Here is a 24,528-nt window from a genome sequence, read left to right on the forward strand (position 1 = left end):
CCTGGGCGTCACAGCCAGCCGGCGAGGCGGGTCACGACCCGCTCGGCACCCCTGCCGTCGGCCTCGGTGAGGTAGCGCTCCGTGACCCGCTCCGCCAGCGGGCCGCAGGACTCGGCCAGCGCAGGCAGGTCACCCAGCAGTGCCGCCACGTCCTGCGTCGAGTCGGCCGTCGGACCCGGCAGCGTGGCGTCGTAGTCGAGCAGCGGAGCCCGTACGGCGAAGTACGCGTCCCGGTCGCGGGTCAGCAGGACCGCCGGCTTGCCGGTCAGCGCCCAGTCGATCCGTGCGGGCCCGTAGTCGAACACCGCGGCGTCGGCCGCGAGCAGCAGGTGCTCCAGCCGCGGGTACAGGCTGACGTCGAGGACGGGCGTACGGCGCACCCGCTTCTCGGCCGCGCGCGCATCGAACCGGTGGGCGCGGACGAGCACCGCATAGCCCGGTCCGAGCCGCTCCGCGAGAGCGCCGAGGTCGAGGCCGTCGTACATCGGCGCCGCCTCGACCCGGCTCGAGCGCGCGTCGCGGTAGGTCGGTGCGTAGAGCACCGCCCGCGTCTGCGGCCCGAGGCCCAGCTCCGCCCGGACCCGGGCGCGCAGCTCCGCCGCCGGGCCCAGGAGGGCGTCGGTCTGCGGAGCGGCGAGCAGCACCTCACCGGCGTAACCGGTCTCGCGACGGTAGATCTCGACGGCCTCCTCGCCCGGCGCGACGAGCAGGTCCCAGGCCTGCACCTGGCGGGCGAGCAGCGCTGTCAGGCCGGCGGGAAGTCCCCGCTCGACCGCGTGCGCGGCACCGAGGGAGACCACCGGCCACCCGGGCGCGACGTGCACGAGCCGCTGGTGAGGGCGCTTGAGGAACCACTCCGGCAGCGCCGCGTCGGCGACCAGGACGGGCACCGACCGCAGCGCGTCGTACCAGGCCGCCGAGTCGATCACGAGCGGTACGGCGCCGTCCGGGACGACCACGTCGTGGCCCTGGACCGCCCACAGCCGGGCGACGTCGGGCCGGGTCCGCGCGAGCTCGGCGTCGAGCGCGGCCAGGCCGCCGTCCGCACGGTGACCCTTGTCGGACCAGAACAGCACCGCCGCTGACGGCACCCCCGCAGCGATCCCCTCGGCCGCGCGGTACGCCGCCCGCAGCCGGGCGCGACCGTAGCGGGTCACCTCCTCGGGCTGCAGCGGACTCCGCGGCACGAGCTGGGCCTGGCCGGTCGGCCGCAGGCGCAGATGCAGCCGCAGGTCGGCGCCGAGGGCCACCAGCGGGAGGTCGGCGCTCAGCTCGGGCGCTGGTCGCGCCGCGATCGGCGGCCGGCCGTTGCGGGGAACCCACAGCCCGCCGGCGCGTTGCTCCAACGCGACCGACGGCGCACCGGGCCGGCTGACCCGGGTGGGGAAGCGGAGCACGCCACTGCCGGCCCCGGTGGGCTGGTAGGACGACGCCGGCGCCACGACCACGTCCCGCGTGCCGAGCTCGGCACCGGCGACCTCGTCGGGCTCGAGCCCGGAGAAGCGCACGCCGACGGCGATCTGTGCGGTCGGCGCGGTCGGCGCGGCGTCCTCGATGGTGAGCGAGGTGATCCACAACCGGGGCCCCTCCTCGGTCACCGGCGCCTCGCCCCGGTCGAGCGTCACCGCGAAGCCGTGATCGCCGAGGGACGGTGTGACGATCCGGCCGGCGGCGCCGAGCGGGGCGAGCCGCGCCGCGCCGGAGTGCTCCACCACCTCGTGCACGGTGCCCTCGCGGACCAGCCCGGCCTGGTCGACCTGCAGCCGCAGCACCGACGTCCCCGCGGGCAGCGACCCCAGCGGCACCCGGGCGACGAAGGCGCCGGCCGCGAAGCTGGCGTTGAGATCCTTGGCCCACAGGTCAGCGTTCTGGTCGCGGTGCAGCTCGACGGTCGACGGCACCTCGCCGAGCCACGCCTGGACCAGGGGTGGGTAGGTCAGGGAGTCGATCGCGCCGATCCCGGCGTACCCGCGGATCACCAGCTCGGCGCCCTCGACAGCGACGTCGTGCACCGCCGCCCGGAGCGGCGTCTCGTAGGCGCCGAGCTCCCTCATCGCCGGCGGCACGCGCGGCCACGGCTCCTCATCGCCCGGTTCGGCCAGGACGCGGCCGTCCACCACGCGGGTGGGCGGCACCCGACCGTGCACCTGGGCGTACTCCTCGAAGGCGAGCACCCCCGCCCAGTCGGCCTCCTCGCCACCGATCAGCGAGGCGCGGACCTTGGCCGAGACGCTCGCGTGCGCCAGCGCGCGGGGCGTCGCCTCGGGCAGCACCTCGCGGTAGGCGGCCGTGAGGACGGTGCGGAACTCCTCGTCGGCCGCCAGGGCCGGCTGGACGAAGCCGTTGAGGTCCACCCCGATCATCCGGCCCACCCACGCGTCGTAGCCGACGGGTGAGGCGTCAGCTCGCATGAGCTCGCGCGCCTCATGCATCACCTCGACCTGGTCGAGCAGGTTGCGAAGCGTCGTCTTCTGCTGGGTCGTGGAGCTGGCGTCCTCGCGGATGCGCCACAGGTAGGTGACCCGTTCCAGGACGTCGAATTTCCCGCGAGCGAACGCCGCCAGGCACGGCACCTGGTCCTCGTACTTCACGTCGCTCCGGTACGCCGGCACCCGCTCGCGGTAGAACGCCGTGCGGAACAGCCGGTTGCCCGGGATGATGTCCTGGAGCGCCACCGGGAAGTCGTCGAGCCGGACGCCGAGCCGGTCGCGGTCGTGCACGGCGGCGCCGCGGACCACCTCCAGCAGCTGCCCGTGGGTGTAGCGCCGGGCGCCGCCGAGGACCCAGTCGGACCCGGTCCGGCGCAGCGTCTCGACCATCGCCTGGTAGGCGTCGGAGGGCACCTCGTCGTCGCTGTCGGCGAAGGCGAGGAACTCCCCGCGCACGTGCGGCATCGCGGTGTTGCGGGCAGCGCCCTGTCCGGCGTTGGCCTGCTGCAGGACGCGTACCCGGGGATCGGCGGCGGCGTACTCCTGCAGGATCCGGTACGAGTCGTCGCTCGACCCGTCGTCGACGCAGATCACCTCGAGCTCGCTGAGCGTCTGGCCGAGCAGCGAGTCCAGGCACGCCGGCAGGAACGCTGCGACGTTGTAGACGGGGACGACGACCGAGAGCACCGGCGCCGGGGGAGTCCGGCGCCCGCCGAGCCGAGCTTGGAGCGCGCCGAGTCGGGTCTTCAGGCTGGCCACGAGGCGATCCTAGAGGTCTCCCGCAGGTAGCATCGGCCACGTTCTCGGTCCCGACGAAGGAGTCTTTGCACGTGCGTTCGCGGCAGCGAGTGATCCAAGCCCTGCGCAACGCCGGAAAGGCCTCCCCGCGCAGCATCAAGGGGCCGATCGGCCGCGCCTCACGACGGTTCCGGGGTGGCTTCCGCGGCCCCCTGGTCACCGTCGTGCTCGCGATCAGCGACGAGGACACCACCAAGATCGGGCCGATGCTGTGGGATCTGCGCAACCAGTCCCACCGCAACCTCGAGGTCCGGCTGATGCCGTGGGGCCGGCACGACGCGGTGCGGGCCGTGGCCGCCGAGCACGCCGATGCCGACTGGCGCATCATCCTCTCGCGTGCCGTCTCCTCCGACGCCGCGAGCGCCCGCAACCGCGGTGCAGCGGCCGCCAAGGGCGAGTACCTGATCTTCCCGCGAGGAGGCGACAACGTCCCGCCGCACGGGCTGGCGCGGCTGGTCCGGTGCCTGGAGGCGAGCGGATCGGGGCTCGCCGTGGGACGGATGCGTACGCCGCAGACCCCGCTGCCGGTGGTCGACGCGCCCTTCGGTGCGGCCCACCAGGTGCACCGCACCGCCGTGACGCTAGCCGACGCGCCGGTGGCGGCGACCGACCTCGGCCTCGGCAACCGGATGTGGCGCCGCGGCTTCTGGGCGGCCAGCGGGATCCGGTTCGCCCCGCGGCGGCCGTCGGGCACCGACGTCGCACTCGCGTCGTACGCCGCCGGTCCGTTCGACCTGATGGCCGAGGACGTCTACATCCCGACGGACCGCCGTGACGGCGTCGCGGTCGGCAGTGCGCTGGACATCCTCGGCACCCTCGACGCCTGGCTCGCCGAGCACCGCGCCACCCAGGAGCAGCTGGAGCGCCTCGGACAGCCGGAGGTCACCGACGCCTGGCTGTGGGGTGTGCTCGACACCGCCATCATCCCGTTCGTCGACGACGCCGAGCGGGCCACCGACGAGCAGTGGTCGAAGCTGCGCGACCAGGTGGGCCGGCTGCTGGAGATCGCCGGCGACCCGATGTGGCAGACGCTGCAAGCCGAGTCGAAGGTCAAGCTCTGGCTGGTCCGGCACGACAGGCGCGCCGAGCTGGAGCAGATGGTGGTGGACAGGCTCTTCCAGCGTGGTGAGCGGCGGACCGCCGTGGTCGACGGGATCGTCGTCGCCGAGCTGCCCTACCGCGGCGACCCCGAGGTCGGCGTCCCCGACGACTGCTACCTCATGCCGGACACCGAGACCCCGTTGGTCGTCGAGGTCCGGGCCGCGCGCTGGTCGGACCCGACCACCATCGAGATCGACCTGCTGGCCTACCCCGACTTCGTCGGTCTGCCCGAGCCGCCGCAGGTGAGCGTCGCGCTGACCAGCCCGCGGGGCCGGATCGACCTTCCGGTGCGGCAGTATCGGGACCGCTCGGTGGACAGTCGGCTGGAGGGGCGCCGCTACCAGGACGTCTCGCTCGGCACGTTCACCGTCAGCATCGACGCCGCCGAGCTCGCCGGTCGCGGAGCCGATCCCCAGGGCCTGTCGTGGACGTTGGAGGTCTCGCTGGCGACCCAGGGCCTGACCCGCGTCGGCCCGGTCACCCGCATCGACGACCGCGACATCGCCGACCTGGTCGGCACCCCGCACCTGCCGCTGCGTCAGGTCGCCGGTGCGCACGGCACCGCCCGGGTCGGGGTCGTCGGCCGGGACGCGAGCCTGTTCGCCGTCGTGGCCCGGCCCGAGTACGCCGTCCGGCTGGTCGCCGCCCAGGTCTCCGGTCGACGGGTCACCGGCCGGCTCGACGGCCGGGCGGTCAGGAGCGTCAGGGTCGAGATGGGCGGCATCTCGGGGCACGCGGACGTCGCGTCGGACGGCAGTTTCGCCCTCGACGTACCCGCGCCGTGGGAGGGCAAGGAGCACCTGCGCTGGAGGCTGGTCGCCGAGACCGCGGCGGGCCAGGTCGGCATCGCCTGGACGACGGAGGAGGAGTGGACGGCGGTCGGGCAGGGTGCCGTGGCCCTGGGCCGCAGCCACGACGGTGGCGTCAACGTGGTCGAGGCCGCCCGCACGGTCGTGCTCGACGAGCTCGAGCTGGTCGACGGTGCCATCGCCGTCCGGGGCCGCTGGCTCGGCGCGCGGCCGACCGCCGGCGCTATCACGCTGTCGGGGGACCGGGTCAGTCCCTCAGCCGTCCTCGAGTCGGGTCAGGGCCAGGCCGTCAGCGCCCGGATCAGCACGCTGTGGGACGAGTGGCGGCTGGGTGAGCGGGCGATCCCGCAGGGCTACTACGCGTTCGAGGCCACGGTCGACGGGGGCGTGGGCCACGTCGTCTACGGCGAGCGCCTCGTCGCCGTCTTCGACCAGCAGGGCGTGGCCGGCGGCTTCCGGCACCTCACCAGCGTGCGCTCCGGTGAGCCCGGGATCTGGCTGATCCGGCCGCTCGGCGACGACGAGCGCGGTCCGTTCAACCAGGGCCGGCTGCAGGACTGGGTCGCGGCCGAGGACGCCGAGGGCGGCCCCGGTCCGATCGACGAGCACGCCGTCTACTTCCAGTCGTACGCCGGGGCCTCGGCCACCGACTCGCAGCTCGCCCTGCACGAGGAGCTGCGTCGTACCCGGCCCGAGCTCACGATCTACTGGGGCGTTTTCGACTCCTCGTCCTGGGTGCCCGAGGGCGGCATCCCGGTGGTGCTGTTCTCGCGGGACTACTACCGCGCGATGGCCACCTCGAAGTACCTGTGCATGAACGTGGACCCCGACCGCTGGTTCGAGGCGCGGCCGGGGCAGCGGATGCTGCAGACCTTCCACGGCTACCCCGCCAAGTCGATGGGCGTGCGGATGTGGCGGGCGAAGGGCTTCACCGAGCGCCGCATCCAGCTCGAGCTCGGCCGGACCTCGCGGGACTGGACGCTCATCCTCACCCCGGCGCCGGAGATGGACGTCTACTACCGCACCGAGTACCGCTACGACGGCCCGATCCACTCCGAGGGCTACCCCCGCGACGACGCGATCATCGACGCCGGTGCGCAGGCACGCCGCGAGGCGACCCGCGAGCGGCTCGGCATCCGGCCCGGCCAGAAGGTGATCCTGTACGCGCCCACCTGGCGCGACGACCAGGCCACCAACTGGCGCGAGGCCGAGGCCGTGCACCACCTCGACGTCGCCGAGGCGTCGCGCCGGCTCGGCGACGACTATGTCGTCCTCATGCGCGGACACCGCTTCCACGCGGCAGTGCTCAAGCGCAGCGAGGGCGCACGGCTGATCGACGTGACGACCTATCCGGAGATCAACGACCTCATCGTCGCCTCGGACGCCGCCGTGCTCGACTACAGCTCGCTGCGGTTCGACTTCGCCCTGACCGGGCGGCCGATGGTCTTCCTGGTCCCCGACCTGGCCGACTACACCGGTGGCATCCGCGGCTTCCTCTTCGACTACCGCGACACCGCCCCGGGTCCCCTCCTCGACACCGCCGACCAGGTCATCCACGCCCTCGGCGACCTCGACGGGCTGGCGCGGGAGTGGGCGCCCCGGATCGCCGCGTTCAACGCGAAGTACAACTACAAGGCCGACGGGCGTGCGGCGGCGCGGGTGGTGGAGGCGTTCTTCACCGACTGACGTCGAGGCGTGACCCCCGCGGGGTCGAGCCGTGAGTCAGCCGGAGCGGAGCCCGGAGCTACTCGAGGCCGCTGGCCAGTGCCGCCGCGATCGGGTCCAGCCTGCGCAGGTCCACGACGTGGCCGGTGCCCCTGCCGATCAGGGTGTCCAGCGAGGCGAGCGCGACCGCCTCGGAGGCCAGCAGGGAGTCGGCGGGCTCGTCCCCGAAGGCCTTCGTCCGCATCGGCGTGCCGGTGCGCTCCGGGTTGACCACGTTGATCCGGATGCCGTCGTCGGCCCACTCGTCGGCCAGGGCCTGGGTCAGGTTGACCGTGCCGGCCTTCGCCGAGGAGTAGAGGCTGTAGCCCTTGCGGCCGCGGGTGTAGGAGGAGGAGGTGAACAACAGCAGCGAACCCTGGGTGGCCTTGAGGTGCGGGTGGAACTCCTGGGCGATCAGGATCGGCGCGATGTAGTTGATCTCGGTGGCCGACCAGATCGTCTCCTCGGTGGTGTCCACCAGATCCGAGATCGGCAGGACGCCGGCGGTGTTGACCACGAAGTCGATCCGGCCGAAGCGCTCGAGGGCGTCGGCCGCTGCAGCGGCGATGTCGGCCCGCCGGGCGACGTCGGTGCCCGTGCCGGAGCGGGAGTACGACGCGACGTTCGCGCCGTACCGCTCGGCGAGCCGGGCGATGTCGGCGCCGATCCCGTAAGAGCCGCCGAACACCACGAGCGTCTTTCCGGTCAGGGCCGCGCGGTAGTCGTCCTCGGTGTTGTCGGGCAGCGGCTGGTGGGCGTTGAGCTGGAAGAGCTTGTCGGCGAGGTAGACGTCGATCGGCTCGGTGACCTTCATGTTCTGCTCGTCACCCGCGACCACCCAGATCTTGGCGCCGGGCAGGTAGCGCAACACGACCGAGCAGTCGTCGGTGGCCTTGAAGTCGGGGTCCTTGTTCGCCTCGACGTAGGCCGCCTTGAGCGTCGAGGCCAGGAAGGCCTGCGGCGTCTGCCCGCGACGGAGCCGGGAGCGGTCGGGGATGTTGGAGATGGTGTTGTCGTCGGCGAGCTCGATGATCGTGTCGGCGCTCGGGATGGCGACGTCGACGGCCTGGTAGGTCTCCAGCGCCTGGAAGCAGTCGGTGATGATCCGCTGGGAGAGCAGCGGCCGCACCGCGTCGTGCAGCAGGACGTTGCAGTCCTCGGCCCCCTCGGAGATCGGGCCGAGTGCGGCCAGCGCGGCCTGGGTGGTGTCGTTGCGCGTGCCCGCCCCCTCGAGGATCTTCGTCACCTTGGGATAGCGGCCGCCGCGCGTCATGGCGTGCACGGCGTCGAGGTGGCCGGGCGCCATCATGATGATGATCTCGTCGACTTCGGGGTGCGCGTCCAGGATGCCGAGGGTGTGCTCCATGATCGGCATGCCGGCGACCTTGATCAGCTGCTTGGGCAGGTCGAGACCGACCCGGGTGCCGACACCCCCGGCCAGCAGCACGGCCACGTTCCGCAGCTTCGACATCTCGCTCCTTCTGCTCGCGACCCCTCGCCGGGACCGCGGGCCAGTTTTCCACATGGCCTCTCGCGGGCGGTTCACAGGAATCGTGGCTAGGGTCAGCCCCGATGAGCCGCAATCTCTCTGACACCCTGTTGCTGCCGTCGCGGGCTCGCCTGTTCCATATCGGGCCGCCCAAGACCGCCTCGACGACCCTCCAGGCCGCTGCCGCCGACCATCGCGAGCAGCTGCTCGAGCATGGCGTGCGCTACCCGGGCCCGCGGCGATCCCACCGGCACGAGATCGCCGCCTTCGTCGGCCGGCCGATCGGCTGGGTGGGGGCCCCGGGGTCGAACCCACCGCCCGATCGGGCCAAGTGGGACGCGCTGATGGCCGAGGTGGAGGCGGACCACGAGCGCCGGATCCTGATGGGTCACGAGTACGCCGCCGGCTCCGACGACGCGATGGCACAGCGCTTCGTGGACGCCATCGGGGAGCGGATCCACGTCGTGATCACGCTGCGCGACTACGGGTCGATGCTGCCCTCGATCTGGCAGGAGTACAACAAGGCCGGCAACGTCGGTGTCTTCGACCAGTGGCTGGAGCGGGTGTTGCAGCGGCCCCGACCGCAGGAGGTCGTCGACCGGGTGCACGTGCGGCACGACCAGGGCATGCTGGTGCGGCGCTGGGCAGCCGCCGCGGGCCCGGAGAACGTCACCGTGGTCGTGCTCGACCCCGCCGACCACGGCTTCGTCTTCGAGGTCTTCGAGCGGATGCTGGGGTTGCCCGTCGGGTTCTTGGAGTCCGGCGGCCTCTCGCGCTCCAACCGCAGCCTCTCGGTGCCCGAGCTGGAGATGCTCCGCAGGACCAACATGGTGCTGCGCGAGCACGACGTCGCGTGGCGTGACTACCAGCGCTACCTCGCCAACGGCGCCGCCCTGCGGATGCTGCAGACCCGCAAGCCGGAGCCCGACGAGCAGCGGCTGGCGCTTCCGGGCTGGGCCGCCGAGAGGGTCATGGACGACATGCAGCGGCACGTCCGCGAGATCGGTGCGAGCGGGGTGCGCGTCGTGGGCGACCTCGACATGCTCGCCCGTGCGCCGCGGCTGCGCGGGGAGGACGAGCCCGCTCACACCGAGGTGACCAGCGTGCCGATCGAGGCGGCCGCGCAGGCCATCGCCGGTGCGCTCTCGCAGGCCAGTGGACGGTCCTGGAGCTTCAGCGACCCGCGGCCCACGCCGAGCGGCCCGACGCGCGAGAGCGTGGTGGGCAGCCTGAGCTGGCGCGAGCTGGCCGATGAGTTGCGGAAGCGGGTTCGTCAGCGCGCGCGCCGTACGTTCGGCAACGGCTGACGACTCTCGCCCAGGCAGATGGAGACTGCTCGGACGGCGCGCGTGCGACCATGTGACGGAGGCCATAGCGCTGCCCGTTCCGTGCCCTGGGTACCGGGCGTAGCGTAGGCACGCTTCCGTTGTGAACACACCGTCTGGTACCCGTTCCGGCCTCCCGATCAGGGAGGTGGTCGGCGGGACTGGAACGAAAGGTCACCCCATGTTCCACCCCCTCCGGGTGGGCGTCGTCGGCGCAGGTCGCGTCGGTGCCGTCCTGGCCGCCGCGTTGCAGGCGGCCGGCCACGAGATCGTCGCCGTCGCCGGCGAGTCGGATGCCTCCCGCGGCCGGATCGCCGCGCTGCTCCCCGACGTACCCGTGCTCAAGCCGACCGCCGTCGCCCGCTCCTGCGACGTCCTGCTGCTGACGGTGCCCGACGACATGCTCGGCAACGTCGTGCGGACCCTGGCCGACGCGGGTGCCCTCCACGAGGGCCAGTACGTCGTCCACACCTCGGGCCGGCACGGCCTCGCGATCCTCGAGCCCGCTCGTGCGGTCGGGGCGCGCCCGATCGCGCTGCACCCGGCGATGACGTTCACCGGGACGGCCGTGGACCTGAGCCGGCTCGGCGGCTGCGTGTTCGGCCTGACGGCGACCGGCCCCGATCGTGCCGTCGCCGAGGCGCTCACCGTCGATCTCGGCGCTCACCCGATGTGGGTGCCGGAGGAGATGCGCACGCTCTACCACGCCGGCCTCGCCCACGGTGCCAACCACCTGGTCACCCTGGTCGCCGAGGCGATGGAGATCCTCGCGGCCGCCGGTGCCGCCGACCCCGCCGGCACGCTGCGACCGCTGCTGACGGCCGCGCTCGACAATGCGCTGGAGCATGGCGATGCGGCGCTGACCGGCCCCATCGTGCGCGGCGACGTCGGAACCGTCGCAGCTCACCTCGCCGACATCGACGCCAACGCCCCGCAGACGGTGGGCTCCTACGTCGCGCTGGCCCGCGCCACCCTCGACCGGGCGCTCGCCGACGGGCGGCTGGTGCCGCTGCGGGCGCAGAAGATCTCGCGGCTGCTGGACCGATACGCCACCGCGACACCCGACGCTCCCCACCACCACACGCCGAGCTGGCGTGCGGAGGGTCGGGTGCGCCGGTGACAGCACCGGTCGTCGCCTCGACTCGCTCCGAGCTCGCGGCCCTGCTCGGCGACGCGCGCCGCGACGGCAGGCGGATCGGCCTGGTCCCGACGATGGGTGCCCTGCACGAGGGCCACGCATCGCTGATGCGGGTCGCTCGCGAGCAGGTGGGGCCGGACGGCGAGGTGGTGGTCTCTGTCTTCGTCAACCCGCTGCAGTTCGGTGCCGGGGAGGACCTCGACCGCTATCCCCGCACGCTGGCGGCCGACGTCGACCTCGCCGCGAGGGAGGGCGTGGACATCGTCTTCGCACCCTCGGTCGAGGAGGTCTACCCGGGGGGTGGTCCGCAGGTCACCCTGGACCCGGGCCCGTTGGGCACGATCCTGGAGGGCAGGACGCGACCCGGGCACTTCGCCGGCATGCTGATCGTGGTGGCCAAGCTGTTCGGCCTGGTCCGGCCCGACGTCGCTGTCTTCGGCCAGAAGGACTACCAGCAGCTCGCCCTCATCCGACGGATGGCCGAGGACCTCTGCCTGGGCATCGAGGTGGTCGGTGCCCCCACCCAGCGCGAGCAGGACGGACTGGCGCTGTCCAGCCGCAACCGCTACCTCGACCCGGAGGAGCGGCGCGAGGCGGTGCACCTGTCCCGAGCGCTGTTCGCCGCGCGGGCCGATGCGGCGTACGGCGCGCAGGCCGCCCTCGACGCCGCTCGCGCGGAGCTGCGTCGGGCCGCGTCCGTGGACGTCGACTACCTGGTCGTCACGGCCGCCGACCTCGGCGAGCTGCCCGAGCCGGTCCCCGCCGGGACGGAGGCGCGGATCCTGGTAGCCGCTCGGGTCGGCAGCACCCGGCTGATCGACAACATGAGCCTGACCATCGGCTCCCCGACCAACCCAGGGACGACCTCGTGATGCGCACGATGATGACCGGCAAGATCCACCGCGCCACCGTCACCCAGGCCGACCTGCACTACGTCGGCTCGGTGACCGTCGACGCCGACCTGCTCGACGCGGCCGACATCCTGCCGGGCGAGCTCGTCGCGATCGTCGACATCACCAACGGAGCCCGGCTGGAGACCTACACGATCGCCGGCGAGCGCGGTTCCGGCGTGCTGGGGATCAACGGCGCGGCCGCCCACCTGGTCCACCCGGGCGACCTGGTGATCCTGATCGCCTACCAGCAGATGACCACCGCGGAGGCCCGGGCCCTGCGGCCGCGCGTGGTCCACGTCGATGCCTCGAACCGCATCCTCGCGCTCGGCGACGACGCGGCCGAGCCGGTCCCGGGCAGCGACCAGAGCCGCGGCGACCTGACCGCCGCCCGCTGACGGCACCGGAGGAGGCCGGTATAGCGTGCCGCCCATGCATGCGCTCCCGGGCCGGCTCAGCGCCGGCGAGCCCGGATGGTCAGAGACGGTCGACGTCGTCATCGTCGGCTCGGGCATCGCCGGCCTGACCGCGGCGCTGCGGTTGCGCGGCGCCGACAACGGCGTGGGGCGCATCCTGGTGGTCACCAAGGACCTCCTCGGCAACGGGTCCACCCAGTGGGCCCAGGGGGGCATCGCCGCGGCGCTGGGTCCGGGCGACACCCCCGAGCAGCACGAGCACGACACCCTGGTGGCGGGGGCGGGCGTCTGCGACCTCGACGCCGTACGGGTGCTCGTGCAGGAGGGACCCGAGGCGGTCCGCGAGCTGATCGCCTGGGGTACCGAGTTCGACCGCGACCCGGACGGCAACCTGTCGCTGACCCGCGAGGGCGGCCACCACCGGGACCGGATCGCGCACGCCCACGGCGATGCGACAGGGGCGGAGATCCAGCGGGCCCTCAACGAGGCCGTACGGCGAGCGCCCGACATCGTGGTCTACGAGCACACGATGGTGCTCGACCTGCTGCTCGGCGAGGACGGCGGCGTCGCGGGGCTCACGGTGCACGTGGTGGGGGAGGGTGAGCGCGACGGCGTCGGGCTGGTGCACGCCCGCGCGGTGATCCTGGCCAGCGGCGGCCTGGGGCAGGTGTTCTCCCAGACCACCAACCCCGCCGTCTCGACGGCGGACGGGATGGCGCTGGCGCTGCGCGCCGGGGCGAGAGTGCGGGACCTGGAGTTCGTCCAGTTCCATCCCACGGTGATGTACCTCGGGCCCGACTCGCGCGGGCAGCAGCCGCTGATCTCCGAGGCGGTCCGGGGCGAGGGTGCCTTCCTGGTCGACGCGGACGGCGAGCGGTTCATGCAGGGCGTGCACGAGCTGGCCGACCTCGCCCCTCGAGACGTGGTCTCCAAGGCCATCATGAAGCGGATGCTGGAGACCGGTCGGCCGAACGTGTGGCTCGACGCCCGGCAGCTGCGGCCCGACAACAGGGCCTTCTGGGAGCGCCGTTTCCCCACCATCCTGGCCTCGTGCGAGCGGCACGGCATCGACCCGGCGACCGAGCTGATCCCGGTCGCGCCGGCCTGCCACTACGCCTCCGGAGGAGTGCGCACCGACCTGTGGGGCCGCTCGTCGATCCCGGGCCTCTACGCCACCGGCGAGGTCGCCTGCAGCGGCGTGCACGGCGCCAACCGGCTGGCGTCGAACTCGCTGCTGGAGGGCCTGGTCTTCTCGCGCCGGATCGCCGAGGTGCTCCCCGCGGAGCTGCGGCCGCTGACGGCGCCGGCTCCGGACGGCCGCGAGGCCGGTGCGGTCTCGGCCGGCGTGCGCAGGGAGCTGCAGGAGGCGATGAGCTCCCGCGTCGGGGTGCTGCGCTCGGCGAGTGGCCTCGCCGAGACCCGCGAGCTCGTGGACAAGCTCGCCCAGATCACCACCGAGCAGGTCGGTCCCGACGCCTGGGAGGTCACCAACCTGGTCACCGTCGCCGCGGCCCTGACCGGCTCGGCGCTCCTGCGCCAGGAGACCCGCGGGTCGCACTGGCGCGAGGACTTCCCCGACCGCGACGACGCGCGCTGGGCCGGCCACTGCGACGTGGCGGTCCGCAACGGCGCGGTCGACCTCTCCTTCCTCCCCTCACCCGCCACGGACGGACAGCGATGACCCCCTACGACGACCTCCCCGCCGGGCTCCTGCAGGAGCTGCGCTCCAGCGGCCTCGACCCCTGGCACCTCTACGGCGAGGTGCTCCGTGCGCTGCACGAGGACCTGCCCGAGGGCCACGAGGTGGATGTCACCTCGGCGGCCACCATCGCCCCCGACGCTCACGGGGTCGGCGTCTTCGCCGCCCGAGAGGAGGGCGTCATGGCGGGCCTCGGCGTCGCCGAGCTGGTCTTCCGAGCGGTGCTCGGCGACGACGTGACGATCCGCGACCGCTGCCACGACGGCACCCACGTGCGACCCGGTGACGTGGTCATGACCGTCACCGGCCCCACCCGGGGTCTGCTCACCGCGGAGCGGACAGCGCTGAACTACGTCACCCACCTCTCCGGCATCGCCACTGCCACCGCGCAGTGGGTCGCCGCGCTGGAGGGCACCGGTGCGAAGGTCCTGGACACCCGCAAGACGCTGCCGACGTACCGCGCCCTGCAGAAGTACGCCGTCCGCTGCGGTGGCGGCCACAACCACCGGTTCTCGCTGGCCGACATGGCGCTGGTCAAGGACAACCACGTGGTGGCCGCGGGCGGCGTCGTGCCCGCCTACCGGGCGGTGCGCTCGGCGTACCCCGACCTGCCTGTCGAGGTCGAGGTCGACTCCCTCGACCAGTTGCGCGAGCTCCTGGAGGCCGGTTGCGACCGGATCCTGCTCGACAACATGGCGCCCGACACGCTGCGCGAGGCGGTCGAGCTGACGGCCGGCCGGGCCGTCCTGGAGGCGTCCGGGGGCCTGACGCTGGAGCGGGCCCGCGCCGTCGCCGAGACAGGGGTCGACTGGATCTCGGTGGGTGCGCTCACCCACTCGGTGAAGGTCTTCGACATCGGCCTGGACCTGCACGACTCGCACGCCGATCCGGTCGTGGGGTGACCATGGCCGGCCTGCTGCTGTGCACCCGCATCGGCAATCTGCACACCACCCTGGGGTTGGTCGCGGACGGTGAGGTGCACCAGGTCTGGCGGGTCGCGACCGACGAGCGCCGTACGGCGGACGAGTGGCACGTGCTCCTGCGCGGCCTGGTCGGCGACCGCCTGCAGGAGGTCGACGGGATCGCCGTGTGCGCGACAGTGCCCGCAGTGCTGCACACCTGGCGGGACATGCTCACCAGCCGCTTCGGTGCGGTGAGGTCCGTCGTGGTCGAGCCGGGGGTGCGCACCGGCGTACCGATCCTGATGGACAACCCCCGCGAGGTCGGCACCGACCGGATCGCCAACGCGCTGGCGGCCGTGACCCTCTACGGTGGTCCGGCGATCATCGTCGACTTCGGCGGCACCGCCACCACCTTCGAGGTCGTCTCGCCGCAGGGCCAGTACGTCGGCGGCGCGATCGCTCCGGGCCTGCAGATCTCGCTGGAGGCGTTGGGACGGCGTGGTGCGCAGCTGCGCCGGGTCGAGCTGGCGCGACCCCGGTCGGTCATCGCGAAGAACACCGTGGAGGCCGTTCAGTCCGGAATGGTCTTCGGAATGGCGGCCCAGGTCGAGGGCATCGTCGCCCGCATGATCGGCGCTCTCGACGTCGCCGAGAGCGAGGTGCGCGTCATCTCCACCGGTTATCTGGCCGATATCGTCACCGGAGAATGTGACTGTTTCACCGACCACTCGCCATGGTTGACGCTACTGGGACTCGAGCTGATTTTCCTTCGCAATTCCTGATCGCGGCGGGGCCGGTTGTGGCTTCTTCCATACCCGCGTGGTTTGATGGTCTCGCCGTTTCAGGTGAGTCTGGATTTCACGAAAGGGAATTCGCATGGCGCAGAAGGTGCAGATCGTTCTCGAGGACGACATCGACGGCGGTGACGCCACGCAGACGGTCACGTTCGCGCTCGATGGCACGAGCTACGAGATCGATCTGAACGACGCCAACGCCGAGAAGCTGCGCGACGCGTTCGCGCCGTTCCTCGGCCACGCTCGCAAGGTGAGCGGTGGCGGGCAGCGTCGGGGTCGCCGTCCCGCGGCCGCGAACACCGGCGGGGTGAGTGCCAAGGAGGTGCGCGAGTGGGCGCGCTCCAATGGTTACTCCGTGCCGGAGCGGGGCCGTATTCCGGCCGAAGTCCGCAATGCATTCGACGCGGCGCGCTGAGGAGAAACATTCTCTCGTCGCACGACGGCGGGTGTGTCACGACGTGACGCACCCGCCGTTTTCGCATTTCATGCCGATCGGTATGTAGGTGGCGCCCTCGCCGCGCGCCTTGTCCTCGGTGCCACTCGGGGTTGCCGATGACGGACGCCCTCACCTTCGCCCCACCCCGGTACCTTGACCGGTGGCAGATCGGGCCGCAGATCGGGTGGCAGATCGTGCCGCAGAACGAGCGTGTTCGCTCTCAGCGCACGGGAAACCTGCCTCAGGCTGGAACGCGTAGGCTGTCAGCGAGGTTGTAGACCTCGACGGACCTTTCCGCTCCGGCGGCCCGGGTCCATAGCCAAGCAAGAGGAGCGATGCGCATGTTCGAGCGGTTCACAGACCGTGCCCGCAGGGTGGTCGTGCTGGCCCAGGAAGAGGCCCGCATGCTCTCCCACAACTACATCGGCACCGAGCACATCCTGCTCGGGCTCATCCACGAGGGTGAGGGCGTAGCCGCCAAGGCGCTGGAGTCGCTCGACATCTCCCTGGAAGCCGTGCGCGCCCAGGTCGAGGAGATCATCGGCCAGGGTCAGCAGGCGCCGTCCGGTCACATCCCCTTCACCCCCCGCGCCAAGAAGGTGCTCGAGCTGTCCCTGCGCGAGGCGCTGCAGCTCGGTCACTCCTACATCGGCACCGAGCACATCCTGCTCGGACTCATCCGTGAGGGCGAGGGCGTCGCCGCCCAGGTCCTGCAGAAGCTGGGCGCCGACCTCAACCGCGTCCGCCAGCAGGTCATCCAGCTGCTCTCGGGCTTCCAGGGCAAGGAGTCGGGTCAGGCCGCCGCGGCGACCGCCGGCGGCGGCAGCGAGGCACCGTCCTCGTCGCTGGTCCTTGACCAGTTCGGCCGCAACCTCACCCAGGACGCCAGAGAAGGCAAACTCGATCCGATCATCGGCCGCGCGCCGCAGATCGAGCGGGTCATGCAGGTGCTCTCCCGGCGTACCAAGAACAACCCCGTTCTGATCGGGGAGCCGGGCGTCGGCAAGACGTCCATCGTCGAGGGCCTCGCCCAGGACATCGTCAAGGGCAACGTGCCCGAGACGCTCAAGGACAAGCAGATCTACACCCTCGACCTCGGTGCCCTGGTCGCGGGCAGCCGCTACCGCGGAGACTTCGAGGAGCGCCTGAAGAAGGTGCTCAAGGAGATCAAGACCCGCGGCGACATCGTCCTGTTCATCGACGAGATCCACACGCTGGTCGGCGCCGGTGCGGCCGAGGGCGCGATCGACGCGGCCTCGATCCTCAAGCCGATGCTGGCCCGTGGCGAGCTGCAGACGATCGGTGCGACCACCCTGGACGAGTACCGCAAGTACCTCGAGAAGGACGCCGCGCTGGAGCGCCGCTTCCAGCCGATCCAGGTCCCCGAGCCGTCGATCGCCGAGACGATCGAGATGCTCAAGGGGCTGCGTGACCGCTACGAGGCGCACCACCGCGTGACGATCACCGACGAGGCGCTGGTCTCGGCGGCCACGCTGGCCGACCGGTACATCTCCGACCGCTTCCTGCCCGACAAGGCGATCGACCTGATCGACGAGGCCGGCTCGCGGCTGCGCATCCGTCGGATGACGGCGCCGGCCGACCTGCGGGAGTACGACGAGAAGATCGCCGAGGTGCGCCAGCGCAAGGAGGCCGCCATCGACGGCCAGGACTTCGAGGCGGCCGCGCGCCTGCGCGACGAGGAGAAGCAGCTCCAGCTCAAGAAGGCCGAGCGGGAGAAGGCATGGCGCTCCGGCGACATGGACGAGGTCGCCGAGGTCGACGAGGAGCTGATCGCCGAGGTGCTCGCCGTCGCGACGGGCATCCCGATCGTGAAGCTGTCGGAGGAGGAGTCCACGCGTCTGCTCAAGATGGAGGACGAGCTCCACAAGCGGGTCATCGGTCAGGACGAGGCCGTCAAGGCACTCTCCCGCGCCATCCGGCGTACGCGTGCCGGGCTCAAGGACCCGAAGCGTCCGGGCGGCTCGTTCATCTTCGCCGGTCCCTCCGGCGTCGGTAAGACGTGGCTGTCCAAGACCCTGGCCGAGTTCCTCTTCGGTGACGAGGACGCGCTGATCCAGCTCGACATGTCCGAGTTCGGCGAGAAGCACACGGTCTCGCGGCTCTTCGGCTCGCCGCCGGGATACGTCGGCTACGAGGAGGGCGGCCAGCTCACCGAGAAGGTGCGCCGCAAGCCGTTCTCGGTCGTCCTCTTCGACGAGGTCGAGAAGGCCCACCCGGACATCTTCAACAGCCTGCTGCAGATCCTGGAGGAAGGTCGCCTGACCGACTCCCAGGGCCGGGTCGTGGACTTCAAGAACACCGTCATCATCATGACGACCAACCTCGGCTCGCGGGACATCAGCAAGGGGGTCAGCCTGGGCTTCGGCAACGCCGGAGACGCCCAGTCGACCTACGAGAAGATGAAGGCGAAGGTCTCCGAGGAGCTCAAGCAGCACTTCCGGCCGGAGTTCCTCAACCGCGTCGACGAGATCATCGTCTTCCCGCCGCTGTCGCAGGAGCAGATCATCTCGATGGTCGACAACATGGTCGCCGCGGTCGAGACCCGTCTCAAGGATCGCGACATGGGCATCGAGCTGACCCAGGCCGCGAAGAACCTGCTCGCCGAGCGGGGCTTCGACCCGGTGCTGGGCGCCCGACCGCTGCGTCGTACGGTCCAGCGGGAGATCGAGGACGTCCTCGCCGAGAAGATGCTCTACGGCGAGGTCGGCCCTGGTCAGATCGTGCTGGTCGACGTCGAGGGCGAGGGCCCGAGCGCGTCCTTCACGTTCAAGGGCCAGAAGGTCGAGTCGCTGCCGGACGTGCCTCCGTTCGAGGCCGCCGGTGTCGCCGACGGGGATGCCTCGACCGGCGAGGAGCCGGGTGACGCGCCCTCGGCCGGGTGATCCGCTGAAGCACTGAGCCAGTGCCCCGGTCCACGTGAGTGGGCCGGGGCACTGGCTCATTTTCGAGCTCGCTCAGGACGATCCGGGCAGCGCGAACGTGTCCGGGCCCACCTGAGCGGCCAGCCCGTCGGCGAGCAGTCCCGCCAGCGACCGCTCGCGTTGGGCGACGTCGGACCAGACCGCCTCGAGCGCTGTGCGGTGGACGGGGGCGTCGGCGTCGCGGAGTACGGCGAGAAGCCGTCCGCGGCACTGTCGGTCGGTGCCGGCCCAGGTCTGCACCTTGCGCGGCGGACCGGCGTACGCGGGCCGTCCCGCGGCCGCCCACGCGCAGGCGGTGACGATGGGACAGCGCTCGCAGGCGGGTGTGGCGGCGGTGCACACCAGCGCACCGAGCTCCATCACCGCCACCGACCAGGTGGCCGCCGTCGGCTCGTCGTCGGGCAGCAGGGTGGCACCGAGGTCGCGCTCGGCCCGGCTGACCGACGTACCGGGGAACTCCACGCCCGTCACAGCGCGCGCGAAGACCCGCCGCACATTCGTGTCGAGCACGACCTGACGCTGACCGAAGGCGAAGGCAGCGACGGCGGCGGCGGTGTAGTCACCCACGCCCGGCAGCGCCAGCAGATCCTCGTGGCGCGACGGCACCTCGCCGTGGTGCTGGTCCACGATCGCGGCGGCGGCTGCGTGGAGACGCAGTGCGCGGCGGGGATAGCCGAGCCGACCCCAGGCGCGGACCGCCTCACCGGGCGGCTCGGCGGCCAGCGCAGCGGGGGTCGGCCAGCGTCGCAGCCAGGCCTCGTGCACCGGCAGCACCCTGGAGACGGGCGTCTGCTGCAGCATGAACTCACTGACCAGCACCGACCACGGGGTCGCCGAGGCCGCACGCCAGGGCAGCTCGCGGGCATGCGTGTCGTACCAGCGCAGGAGGGGCTCGTGCAGCCGGTGCGCCGGGCTCGTCGGGCCGGTGGGAGTCTCGCTCATCGCCCCGATTGTCCCTGAGCGGTTCCTGAGCCGCGGAGTGGCACCCAGATCCGGCGACGCCGACTGATTACGGTGTGCGCATGCCAGCGTTGACTCGGGGCCCGCTCCCGCCGTCGGTCTACTGGCGTCGGCGCCTGCTGGTGCTGACGGCGGCACTGATCCTGCTGTGGGCGGTGCTCCACGTCCTGGGCGGTGGTGGCGGGAGGAAGCCCGCGGCCGCCGCGGACCTGACGGGCGCCTCGACGTCCCCGAGTGCCCCGGCCGGCTCGACGTCGATGCCCACGGCGTCGGCCAGCGCCGGTCCGACGTCGGGCGCCTCCCTGACGCCGAGCTCCTCGCCGACACCCAGCCTGAGCGTGACGTCGTCGCCGACCCCGACCGTCCTGCCCACACCCACGGGGGCATGCCCGCCCAGCGACCTCTCCGTGACGCCCTCGGTGACCGGAGCCGCTGCCGGTGGCAACGTCGCCATCGTGCTGAGCCTGCGGACCTTCTCCACGCCCGCGTGCACCTGGCACGTCGGTCATAAGACGATGCAGGTCAAGGTCACGACCAGCGGCGGCGCCGACGTGTGGTCGACGGTGCAGTGCCCTGCCGCGCTGCCGAGCAGCGACGTGGTCGTCTACAAGGACACCCCGACGCCTGTCACCCTCACCTGGTCGGGACACCACTCCGACGCCGAGTGCTCCACCCATACGCCGTGGGCGGCCATCGGCACCTACAGCGTGACGGGCGTGGCGCTCGGAGGCGTTCCGGACCAGGCGACCTTCAGCCTTGCAGCCGCGACGGCGACGCCGCCGGCCAGCACACCTGGCACGAGCGGCAGCGCGAGTCCGAACGCGGGTACCGGGCCGCGGTCGAGCGCTTCGCCGAGCGCTTCGGCGACCGGGAAGGCCACCGGGAAGGCCACCGGGAAGGCGACGGCCAGCAGCAGCCCGACGCCCACCACGAAGGTGAAGCACTCGAAGAAGAGCGACTGAGCCCGACACCCGGCCGGGCGGGACGCTCAGACGTAGCGCTCGAGGATGGTCGACTCGGCCAGTCGGGAGAGGCCTTCGCGTACGGAGCGCGCCCGCAGCTCGCCCACACCCTCGACGGCCTGGAGGTCGTCGATCGAGGCGGAGAGCAGCTTCTGCAGCGTGCCGAAGTGATCCACGAGCCGGTCGACGACGGCGCCCGGGAGCCGAGGCACCTTGGCCAGCAGCCGGTAGCCGCGAGGAGTGACAGCGCCGTCCAGCGCGTCGCCGCTGGACAGACCCAGGACGCGGGCAGCCGCGGCCGGGTCGACCAGCTCGGTGGAGGAGAGGGCCTCGAGCTGGGCGAGCAGCTCCTCGGGACTGCGCGCACGCCGGCCACGGGGGAGGTAGTCGCGGATGACCAGCTCCCGCTCGGCGTCGACACCGGTGACGAGCTCCTCGAGCTGGAGGGCGAGGAGGCGACCGTCGGTGCCGAGCTCGACGATGTAGTCCTCGATCTCGCGCGCGATCCGGGTGACCATCTCCAGACGCTGGGCGACCACGGCGACGTCGCGGACGGTCACGAGGTCCTCGATCTCCAGCGCGGACAGCGTGGAGGCCACCTCGTCGAGCCGCATCTTGTAGCGCTCCAGCGTGGCCAGGGCCTGGTTGGCGCGCGACAGGATCTGGCCCGAGTCCTCCAGCACGTGCCGGGTCGCGCCGACGTAGGCGGCGATGATCTGCATCGACTGCGACACCGAGACGACCGGGAAACCGGTCTGCTTGGCCACCCGGTCGGCGGTGCGGTGACGGGTCCCGGTCTCGGTCGAGGGGATCGTGTGGTCGGGCATCAGGTGGACCGCCGCCTTCATGATCCGGCTGATGCCACCGTCGATGATGATGGCGCCGTCCATCTTGGCCAGCTCGCGAAGACCGGTGGAGGTGAAGGGCACCCCGAGCTCGAAGCCGCCCGTGGAGATCTCCTCGACCGTCTTGTCGTAGCCGAGCACGATGAGCGCGCCGGTGCGGCCGCGCAGGATCCGCTCGAGGCCATCACGCAGCGGAGTGCCGGGTGCGATCAGGGCCAGGGTCTCGCGCAGGCGCAGCGACTCCTCGGGGCGCTCGTTGGCCACGGCGATCCTTTCGTCGGCGATCAGCCGAAGTCTATCGGCCGGGCGGCCCCTCAGGTCTCCGAACCGGTGAGACGCAGCATGGTGAGTGTGGTGGCCAGGTCATGGACCTCGTAGACCTTCATCCCGTCCACGACCCGTTCGGTCGGGCGCACCCATCCCCCGGGCTGCGCCCGCGCGGCCGGCGGGACCACCGCGACGGCGAAGCCGAGCCGGGCGGCCTCGGCCAGCCGGGCTTCCAGGCCCCTGACGCGACGCAGCTCGCCGGCCAGCCCGATCTCGCCCATGGCGACCGCGCCGCGCGGGCTCGGGCGCCCGCAGGCGGCCGAGGCGACGGCGACGGCGATCGCCAGGTCGCTGGCCGGATCGACGAGGCGGGCGCCGCCGACCGTCGAGACGAAGACGTCGCGCTGGTGGAACCCGATCCGCACGTGTTGCTGCAGGACCGCCAGGATCATCGCCAGTCGTGACCCGTCCACGCCCGAGGTCGTCCGGCGCGGGCGCTCGGCGGTCGTCGGCGCCACCAGTGACTGCACCTCGGCGAGCAGTGGCCGTCGCCCTTCGAGGGTCACCGCCACGCAGGTGCCGGGGACCGAGACGTGCTGGGTCTCGACGAACAGCCCGGTCGGGTCGGTGACCGCCACGATGCCCTCGGCCGACAGGTCGAAGCAGCCGACCTCGTCGATGGGGCCGTAGCGGTTCTTCATCGCGCGGACCATCCGGAAGCGGGAGTCGCGCTCACCCTCGAAGTGCAGCACCACGTCGACCAGGTGCTCGAGCACCCGCGGCCCGGCGATCGAGCCGTCCTTGGTCACGTGTCCCACCAGCACGGTGGTGATGTTGCGCGTCTTGGCCATCCGCACCAGCGCGGCCGCGACCTCCTTGACCTGGGTGACCCCGCCGGGCACGCCGTCGGTGTCGGCGGCGCCGATGGTCTGCACCGAGTCGACGACCAGCAGCGCCGGCTTGACCGCTTCGATGTGGCTGAGCACGGCGCCCAGGTCGGTCTCCGCGGCCAGGTAGAGCTCGTCCTGGATCGCGCCGGTGCGATCGGCCCGCAACCGGACCTGGGAGGCGGACTCCTCGCCGGTGATGTAGAGCGTGCGGCGCCGGCCCTTGGCCGTCTGGGCCGCGACCTCGAGCAGGAGGGTCGACTTGCCGACCCCGGGCTCACCCGCGAGCAGGATCACCGCGCCGGGGACCAGGCCGCCGCCGAGCACGCGGTCGAGCTCGGGCACGCCGCTGGGGCGGAAGCCGGACTCGGTGGTCGAGACCTCTCCGATCGGCACGGCTGCGGCCGTCACGGGAGCCGCCGCCGTACGGCCCGAGGGGGCCGCCGCCTCCGAGACCGATCCCCAGGCCTGGCACTCGCCGCACCTGCCGACCCACTTGGGCGCCTCCCACCCGCACTCGCTGCAACGATAGGCCGGTCGAGGCGTCTTGGTGGCGGTGCGGGCAGGCATGCGGGAAACGGTAGGGGAGGGGTCCGACAGTTCTGAGCGGACACTCTCGCGTACGCCGCTACGTGCGCGCCGATATGCTGTCCGGGTTCGATCCTTGGATCGATCCAGAGCTGGAGGAGGCGCAGCGCGTGAACCGTGTCATCGGACGACTGTCGGCGCCACCGACCCTCGCCGACGTCGCGGAGCTGGCCGGCGTCTCCCGACAGACCGTGTCCAATGCGGTCAACAACCCCGACCTGCTCCGTGAGGACACGCTGGCGCGGGTGCAGGCGGCGATCGAGGAGCTGGGGTACCAGCCCAATCGGGCGGCGCGCAGCCTGCGCACCCGTTCCTCGCGCCTCATCGGACTGCGGATCGCGCCCGCCCAGGAGGGCAACGCCAACGCGTTGATGGACCGATTCGTGCACGCGCTGGTCGACACCTCGCGCGAGGCGGGCTACCACATCCTGCTGTTCACCGGCGACGTCGAGGACCCGATCGCGGGCTACGACGACCTGTTGCGTTCGACAGCGGTCGATGCCTTCATCGTGACCGACACGTTCATGGGGAATCCGGCAGCGGCCTGGCTGCGTTCGCGCCGCGCGCCCTTCGTCGCCTTCGGCCGGCCGTGGGACGACGAGCACGACTCGGTCCATCCCTGGGTGGAGATCGACTCCGCCGCCGGAGCGGCGATGGCCACCGAGCACCTCATCCAGCGCGGTCACCACCGGATCGCCTGGATCGGCTGGAGGAAGGACTCCGTCCTCGGCGAGGAGCGGCGCTCCGGCTGGACGCGCACGATGCGCGAGCACGGGCTGGCCACCACCGGCCTGGCCTCGCGGGTGGAGGACACCATCGCCTCCGGCCGTGCGGCGACGGTGGCGCTGCTCGACGAGGCCAGCCCGACGGCGTTCGTGTGTGCCTCGGACACCCTGGCGATGGGTGTCCTGCACGAGCTCTACGCGCGGGGCCTGCGCCCGGGCGAGGACATCGCCGTCACCGGCTTCGACGACTCGCAGGTCGCCCAGACGGTGCCGCCGGGCCTGACGTCGGTACGCCAGCCGCTGGAGGACGCGGCCGTGGCGCTGGTCAAGGCGCTCGAGGGGTTGCTGGGCAACCCGCCGTACTTCTCCGACGGCGTCATGCTGCAGCCGCGGCTGGTGGTGCGCGGCACGTCCTGAGCGCA

The 24,528-nt window shown here is 72.0% G+C and carries 17 protein-coding genes; 12 read left to right on the forward strand and 5 right to left on the reverse strand.

Features of this window, described 5'->3' with window-relative positions:
• Window positions 1–8 precede the first annotated feature (8 nt).
• Window positions 9–3,188: a bifunctional glycosyltransferase/CDP-glycerol:glycerophosphate glycerophosphotransferase gene (locus tag P5P86_RS03445; RefSeq protein WP_280609885.1), complete on the reverse strand. Its 3,180-nt coding sequence runs from the start codon at window positions 3,186–3,188 to the stop codon at window positions 9–11.
• A gap of 71 nt (window positions 3,189–3,259) precedes the next feature.
• Here P5P86_RS03445 and P5P86_RS03450 point away from each other — a divergent pair, with 71 nt between their 5' ends.
• Complete coding sequence (locus P5P86_RS03450; RefSeq protein WP_280609886.1) at window positions 3,260–6,823, forward strand: bifunctional glycosyltransferase/CDP-glycerol:glycerophosphate glycerophosphotransferase; 3,564 nt, start codon at window positions 3,260–3,262, stop codon at window positions 6,821–6,823.
• A gap of 58 nt (window positions 6,824–6,881) precedes the next feature.
• Here P5P86_RS03450 and P5P86_RS03455 read toward each other — a convergent pair whose 3' ends face one another.
• On the reverse strand, window positions 6,882–8,312 hold the full coding sequence (locus P5P86_RS03455) for an SDR family oxidoreductase (protein ID WP_280609887.1): 1,431 nt from the start codon (window positions 8,310–8,312) through the stop codon (window positions 6,882–6,884).
• Window positions 8,313–8,413: 101 nt separating this feature from the next.
• On the opposite strand from P5P86_RS03455, the gene P5P86_RS03460 reads away from it, so the two are divergent.
• The 9 genes from P5P86_RS03460 to P5P86_RS03500 all read left to right on the forward strand — a co-directional run bounded on the left by P5P86_RS03460 (window position 8,414) and on the right by P5P86_RS03500 (window position 18,833).
• Window positions 8,414–9,637, forward strand: coding sequence for a hypothetical protein (locus P5P86_RS03460; protein WP_280609888.1), 1,224 nt, complete (start codon window positions 8,414–8,416; stop codon window positions 9,635–9,637).
• A gap of 199 nt (window positions 9,638–9,836) precedes the next feature.
• Window positions 9,837–10,775, forward strand: a complete 939-nt coding sequence (locus tag P5P86_RS03465; protein WP_280609889.1) for a Rossmann-like and DUF2520 domain-containing protein — start codon at window positions 9,837–9,839, stop codon at window positions 10,773–10,775.
• A complete protein-coding gene (gene panC / locus P5P86_RS03470) occupies window positions 10,772–11,665 on the forward strand; it encodes a pantoate--beta-alanine ligase (protein ID WP_280609890.1) in 894 nt (297 codons plus the stop codon). Before P5P86_RS03465 ends, panC begins: the two co-directional genes overlap by 4 nt.
• Entirely contained in the window at window positions 11,662–12,081 is a 420-nt protein-coding gene (gene panD / locus P5P86_RS03475) for an aspartate 1-decarboxylase (RefSeq protein ID WP_280609891.1), read from the forward strand. The genes panC and panD overlap by 4 nt, the downstream gene beginning before the upstream one ends.
• Window positions 12,082–12,115: 34 nt before the next feature.
• Window positions 12,116–13,780 carry an L-aspartate oxidase gene (locus P5P86_RS03480; RefSeq protein ID WP_280609892.1) on the forward strand — a complete coding sequence of 555 codons (1,665 nt, stop codon included), beginning with the start codon at window positions 12,116–12,118 and terminating at the stop codon, window positions 13,778–13,780.
• Window positions 13,777–14,700: a carboxylating nicotinate-nucleotide diphosphorylase gene (gene nadC, locus P5P86_RS03485; protein ID WP_280609893.1), complete on the forward strand. Its 924-nt coding sequence runs from the start codon at window positions 13,777–13,779 to the stop codon at window positions 14,698–14,700. The genes P5P86_RS03480 and nadC overlap by 4 nt, the downstream gene beginning before the upstream one ends.
• A 2-nt stretch (window positions 14,701–14,702) precedes the next feature.
• A complete protein-coding gene (locus tag P5P86_RS03490; protein WP_280611205.1) occupies window positions 14,703–15,482 on the forward strand; it encodes a type III pantothenate kinase in 780 nt (259 codons plus the stop codon).
• Window positions 15,483–15,576: 94 nt separating this feature from the next.
• The gene (locus P5P86_RS03495; protein ID WP_280609894.1) at window positions 15,577–15,909 is read left to right on the forward strand and encodes a histone-like nucleoid-structuring protein Lsr2; all 333 of its coding nucleotides are present in this window, start codon (window positions 15,577–15,579) and stop codon (window positions 15,907–15,909) included.
• Between the two features lie 362 nt (window positions 15,910–16,271).
• Window positions 16,272–18,833 (forward strand): ATP-dependent Clp protease ATP-binding subunit, encoded by a 2,562-nt coding sequence (locus tag P5P86_RS03500; protein ID WP_280609895.1) that lies wholly within the window; start codon window positions 16,272–16,274, stop codon window positions 18,831–18,833.
• A 72-nt stretch (window positions 18,834–18,905) separates the two neighbouring features.
• Here the strand turns inward: P5P86_RS03500 and P5P86_RS03505 are convergent, their stop codons facing one another.
• Window positions 18,906–19,814: an HhH-GPD family protein gene (locus P5P86_RS03505; protein ID WP_280609896.1), complete on the reverse strand. Its 909-nt coding sequence runs from the start codon at window positions 19,812–19,814 to the stop codon at window positions 18,906–18,908.
• An 80-nt stretch (window positions 19,815–19,894) separates the two neighbouring features.
• On the opposite strand from P5P86_RS03505, the gene P5P86_RS03510 reads away from it, so the two are divergent.
• Window positions 19,895–20,794: a hypothetical protein gene (locus P5P86_RS03510; protein WP_280609898.1), complete on the forward strand. Its 900-nt coding sequence runs from the start codon at window positions 19,895–19,897 to the stop codon at window positions 20,792–20,794.
• 26 nt (window positions 20,795–20,820) lie between these two features.
• Here P5P86_RS03510 and disA read toward each other — a convergent pair whose 3' ends face one another.
• Together disA and radA are read right to left on the reverse strand one after the other, a co-directional pair.
• The gene (gene disA / locus P5P86_RS03515; RefSeq protein ID WP_280609899.1) at window positions 20,821–21,903 is read right to left on the reverse strand and encodes a DNA integrity scanning diadenylate cyclase DisA; all 1,083 of its coding nucleotides are present in this window, start codon (window positions 21,901–21,903) and stop codon (window positions 20,821–20,823) included.
• 50 nt (window positions 21,904–21,953) lie between these two features.
• Complete coding sequence (radA, locus tag P5P86_RS03520) at window positions 21,954–23,363, reverse strand: DNA repair protein RadA (protein ID WP_280609900.1); 1,410 nt, start codon at window positions 23,361–23,363, stop codon at window positions 21,954–21,956.
• Window positions 23,364–23,491: 128 nt separating this feature from the next.
• On the opposite strand from radA, the gene P5P86_RS03525 reads away from it, so the two are divergent.
• Window positions 23,492–24,523: a LacI family DNA-binding transcriptional regulator gene (locus tag P5P86_RS03525; RefSeq protein ID WP_280609901.1), complete on the forward strand. Its 1,032-nt coding sequence runs from the start codon at window positions 23,492–23,494 to the stop codon at window positions 24,521–24,523.
• Window positions 24,524–24,528 lie beyond the last annotated feature (5 nt).

Source organism: Nocardioides sp. BP30 (assembly GCF_029873215.1).
GTDB lineage: Bacteria > Actinomycetota > Actinomycetes > Propionibacteriales > Nocardioidaceae > Nocardioides.

What these genes read in the sequence shown, in the direction of transcription:
- P5P86_RS03465 (WP_280609889.1), top strand. Translation starts at nt 9,837, where the DNA reads ATGTTCCACCCCCTCCGGGTGGGCGTCGTCGGCGCAGGTCGCGTCGGT.
- P5P86_RS03460 (WP_280609888.1), top strand. Translation starts at nt 8,414, where the DNA reads ATGAGCCGCAATCTCTCTGACACCCTGTTGCTGCCGTCGCGGGCTCGC.
- radA (WP_280609900.1), bottom strand. Translation starts at nt 23,363, where the DNA reads ATGCCTGCCCGCACCGCCACCAAGACGCCTCGACCGGCCTATCGTTGC.
- P5P86_RS03490 (WP_280611205.1), top strand. Translation starts at nt 14,703, where the DNA reads ATGGCCGGCCTGCTGCTGTGCACCCGCATCGGCAATCTGCACACCACC.
- P5P86_RS03510 (WP_280609898.1), top strand. Translation starts at nt 19,895, where the DNA reads ATGCCAGCGTTGACTCGGGGCCCGCTCCCGCCGTCGGTCTACTGGCGT.
- P5P86_RS03455 (WP_280609887.1), bottom strand. Translation starts at nt 8,312, where the DNA reads ATGTCGAAGCTGCGGAACGTGGCCGTGCTGCTGGCCGGGGGTGTCGGC.
- nadC (WP_280609893.1), top strand. Translation starts at nt 13,777, where the DNA reads ATGACCCCCTACGACGACCTCCCCGCCGGGCTCCTGCAGGAGCTGCGC.
- P5P86_RS03480 (WP_280609892.1), top strand. Translation starts at nt 12,116, where the DNA reads ATGCATGCGCTCCCGGGCCGGCTCAGCGCCGGCGAGCCCGGATGGTCA.
- P5P86_RS03505 (WP_280609896.1), bottom strand. Translation starts at nt 19,814, where the DNA reads ATGAGCGAGACTCCCACCGGCCCGACGAGCCCGGCGCACCGGCTGCAC.
- P5P86_RS03500 (WP_280609895.1), top strand. Translation starts at nt 16,272, where the DNA reads ATGTTCGAGCGGTTCACAGACCGTGCCCGCAGGGTGGTCGTGCTGGCC.
- P5P86_RS03495 (WP_280609894.1), top strand. Translation starts at nt 15,577, where the DNA reads ATGGCGCAGAAGGTGCAGATCGTTCTCGAGGACGACATCGACGGCGGT.